The following is a 3,856-nucleotide window of genomic DNA, read 5'->3' on the forward strand; positions in this document are numbered from 1 at the left end:
CCATAATGACATCTGCGAGTTCGACCTGACGGACTTCTTCTGCTTGCAGGCGCAACTGTTCGATTTGTTCTTGAAGTTCTCTGTATGTAGACATTTCTATGGCTTTCTTTCTGCTGTTCAGTGGCGAAGTATACATTAACCACGCGGTTGAGCGAGAGGCTAGATCAAATAACCGAGTAAAATTTCTGTCGTGAAATATCGAATATGTCTGCTTCAAGTAATTAAATTCAATCTTTAGATGGAGGTTTGTCTTTTTTGTTAGATAGAACGGCGTGGCAGTGGCATCAAAAAGGCGAGTGAAATAATCTTAAAATTAAACCTTAAATTCCTTTCGCCCCTCTCCGGCGACTCCCTCTAAAAATACACGATCGCTTTATTTATCTGTCGTTACGATGCTATTAACAAGGTTTTCTATATGATACGATTTTTGCTTAGTTTATTGGCTGCTGTAGGACTGCCGTTTGCTCCTGATGTCAGACCCGCCTTGGCTTTTTTACAACGTAAAGAGCAAGATGATGTCGCGCGTGCTCAATACGAGGCCAAAATAGACGCAATCGTCGATGGCTTAGTGCATCGCAGTGTTGCTCGAGGAGACAATACCTTAGACTTATTGTTGCTTTCAGGTGGCGGTCAGCACGGTGCCTACGGCATCGGTTTTCTACGTGGATGGCAAAGTCGTAGCAATGGCTCTATGCCTGACTTCGATTTGGTGACAGGAATTAGCACTGGTGGGTTACAGGCACCGTTTGCGTTGTTGGGTACGGCAGAAGCACTATCCCAGGCTGCGACCTTGTACCGCAACGCCACTACCGATTTCGCTCCGACGTTTGACTGGCTATTTTGGTTAAGACGAACCGGGGGATTAGTCAAGACCGAGCTATATCGACAGATGATTGAGCGCGAGATGAGCGGACGTATGAGTGCGCGATTGCAGGCTCGCTTTTCTGAAGGTAGGCAATTGATCATCGGTACGACAGATTTTGATCTGGGAATTGGCCATCTTTGGGACATCGGCCGAGAATTGGCGGCACCAATAGAGGGGCAACGTCGGGTGCAACAGATACTACTGGCTACGACCGCTATTCCTGGTATTTTCCCTCCGTTAATCTTGGATGATCACCTGCATGCAGATGGCGGTATTGTATCTAACGTACTGCAGGTTTTGGATTTTGATGGTTACCGAAAACTAGCTGCGAGTCTAGTTACTTCTGGCGTAATGCAACCGGTTACTGTGCGTATTTGGATAGTTATAAATATGTGGACATATCCGCGCCCGGTATCAATAGATCCATCCAGTCGTCGGTCCATCGTCCGCCGTAGCAACCTGTTGATGTTTTGGACCCATCAACTTCAATACCTTGCCGGAATGAAAGATATGGTGCGTGCTGTGAACGCCGAATTACCCGGCTTACGACTTGAGATGCGGTACACGTCGATCCCGTCAGAACTTGCAAACGAACCTGGTGCGGCTGATTTATTTAATCAGGAATGGATGACGCGTATCGAAAAATTTGGATTCGAACGCGCCCAAAGTAGCCATCCGTGGGATGAGATAACCACGCCTTATGCCCGTCCAGTGCCCTCAATGTCACAGGAGGAACAGCTTCTCTTTTCAATCTTAGTTCAAAAGAAGTAAGGCAACACACTGGGGTGGGTGTTTTTTTAGTTCATTAAGTTATATTTTTGACTAGTATTTTTCACAATTATTTACTATTGTAAGGGAATAGGTCAGATCTATAGTGGGATCGAAATGCTGATTGAACGTTTTCGTCAAAATGTAGAAGTCGACCTGCGCGATCCCCATAGTACAAATAAAAGGTTGCTCTGGTTACGTGATGGATGTTTTTGGGCCTATACCGCAGAAAGATCGTTAAGTGCGTTGCCGTGGCAATTGCAGGTAAGCCGTAGCTAATTAAAAGGGAGTCTTGGTGCAACCAAGACCACGGTTAACATGTTAACCAAAGGGGAGTGTCGAAAAATGAACCGACTGTCCATATCGTGGATGAACATCGCTGCATTTAATTTAATACTATTATTTTTATCGGGATGCGCTCCCGTGACGCTTAAAACGGTTGATTTACAACCGCTTATTGCCACGACCGGTACAACGGTAAATAGTGGCTCGTTCGGCTTTTGCAGCGGAGAAGGGAAGACTCCCTCGACAACTTTTTCCGCCCCCGCAGAAACAGTCATGGTCGGTTACGATGATTTTTTTAGGGCAGGAAAACCACCTTTTGCTTGCGACGACGTGCGTGTTTCGGTGTTCAGAGGAGGCGTAAAATTTGACGTTAGTCAGTTTGATGCTATTGCTAGCGCTGAATTTTGGCTCGACACCACCAAATCGATCTCACGCAGTGATGGAAAATTAATGGAAACTTCTACCCCAATATCCTATGCGAACAGGCTTTGTATGGGAACCGAAATTTTCTCTTCCAAAATGCTGTGTGATTATTCTATGCTTTTACCGGTAGGCGAAACCATCAGCGTAGTGGTGTCTGATCAGGTACGTGATTGGATAAGTATGCGTCGAAATAATTTTGGATTTGTTCTTACCGGGCCGCGATCCGAGTTCTCTGCGCAAACTCCACCAAGAGATAACGATGCAAAAATAAGCTGGTACAGTAACTTTCGTTTACGCATTACTTATGAACCTGCGCTTAATTTTCGGATGGCGCAGTGATTTACGCAAGGTTTTTAAGGCACGAGATTCGTCCCTATACTTGACCGTAGTTTCAACGCCTAAAGTTGCTCGCCAATAAAAAAACGCCCCAAGGAGCGTTTTTTTAGGCAGAGCAATATAGCAAGACTTATTGAATTTTCGCTTTTGCGCGAAGTTCCTGTTGATATGCTTGCAATTTTTTCTGTTGCAGCGCTTCAGTAATTTGCGGCTTCACTTCTGCCAATGTTGGGATCTTGGCCGGACGTGACTCTTCCAGTTGGATTACGTGATATCCGAATTGGGTTTTGACCGGTGTATCAGTAACTTGACCTGGTTTCAAAGCAACTAGCGCATCCGAGAAAGGTTTGACGAAAGAAACGGGTGTTGCCCAACCTAAATCGCCGCCATTAGCTGCTGAGCCTGGATCTTTTGATTGCTTAGCCAGGTCTTCAAACTTTCCGCCAGCTTTTAACTTAGCGATGATGGCTTTTGCATCTGCTTCATTATCGACCAAAATGTGGCGAGCATGATATTCCTTGTCGCCAGCAGTTGCTTTAAATTTGTCGTATTCGGCTTTGATGTCAGCATCGCTAACTGGGTTTTTCTTGATGTAATCCGATACCAATGCGCGGATCAGGATTGACTGACGGGCGATATCGGCTTGCGCTTTTACATCTGGATTGTTGCCAAGGCCTTGTTTTTCAGCTTGCTGAATCAATACTTCGCGATTGATCAACTCGTCTTTAACCATTGCGCGCAACTGCGGAGAATCAGGTTGACCACCTTGTGCCGCCATTTGCGTAACCATTAAGTCAGCACGTGAAGATGGAATTGCCTTGCCGTTTACTACGGCAACGTTTTGGGCCAAAGCAGGTAATGCAGCTGCAGCAAAAAGAACCACCAACAAGCGAGCAGGTTTAAAAGTCATATTCGAATCCTAAATAGAATGGGGGAGTTGTAGAAGAGTAAAACAGAATATAGCTAGAAATAATGAAGTGTTCAATAAATGTGTAACTAAATTTTATCGTGCAATGATTATTTTCGCGTTTTTAAGCGTCTTTAATCTCCGATGGCGCCAACGCTGTGATCGCCAAAGCATGAATCTTATGTTGCATCATGTCATCCAAACAATCATACACCAGACGATGGCGATTTAACCGATTTTTCCCTTCAAAAACTTCGGAAATAAGCCGAAGG

The 3,856-nt window shown here is 45.1% G+C and carries 4 protein-coding genes; 2 read left to right on the top strand and 2 right to left on the bottom strand.

Translation table 11 applies throughout. The annotated features are described in order from the left end of the window. Nucleotides 1–415: 415 nt before the first annotated feature. Nucleotides 416–1,636, top strand: a complete 1,221-nt coding sequence (locus QN379_RS23110) for a patatin-like phospholipase family protein (protein ID WP_323507729.1) — start codon at nucleotides 416–418, stop codon at nucleotides 1,634–1,636. A 315-nt stretch (nucleotides 1,637–1,951) separates the two neighbouring features. Next, nucleotides 1,952–2,680, top strand: coding sequence for a hypothetical protein (locus tag QN379_RS23115; protein ID WP_323507730.1), 729 nt, complete (start codon nucleotides 1,952–1,954; stop codon nucleotides 2,678–2,680). A gap of 127 nt (nucleotides 2,681–2,807) precedes the next feature. On the opposite strand, the gene QN379_RS23120 is transcribed toward QN379_RS23115, so the two are convergent. Continuing rightward, nucleotides 2,808–3,587 (bottom strand): peptidylprolyl isomerase, encoded by a 780-nt coding sequence (locus tag QN379_RS23120; RefSeq protein ID WP_322238497.1) that lies wholly within the window; start codon nucleotides 3,585–3,587, stop codon nucleotides 2,808–2,810. A 121-nt stretch (nucleotides 3,588–3,708) separates the two neighbouring features. Further along, on the bottom strand, nucleotides 3,709–3,856 hold a 148-nt coding region (locus tag QN379_RS23125), incomplete at its 5' end, for a BolA family protein (RefSeq protein ID WP_323507731.1).

It is taken from the genome of Glaciimonas sp. Gout2, from assembly GCF_035018905.1.
Classification (GTDB): Bacteria; Pseudomonadota; Gammaproteobacteria; order Burkholderiales; family Burkholderiaceae_D; genus Glaciimonas.

Coding starts and splice junctions, on each gene's coding strand:
- QN379_RS23110 (WP_323507729.1), top strand. CDS start 416: ATGATACGATTTTTGCTTAGTTTATTGGCTGCTGTAGGACTGCCGTTT.
- QN379_RS23115 (WP_323507730.1), top strand. CDS start 1,952: ATGTTAACCAAAGGGGAGTGTCGAAAAATGAACCGACTGTCCATATCG.
- QN379_RS23120 (WP_322238497.1), bottom strand. CDS start 3,587: ATGACTTTTAAACCTGCTCGCTTGTTGGTGGTTCTTTTTGCTGCAGCT.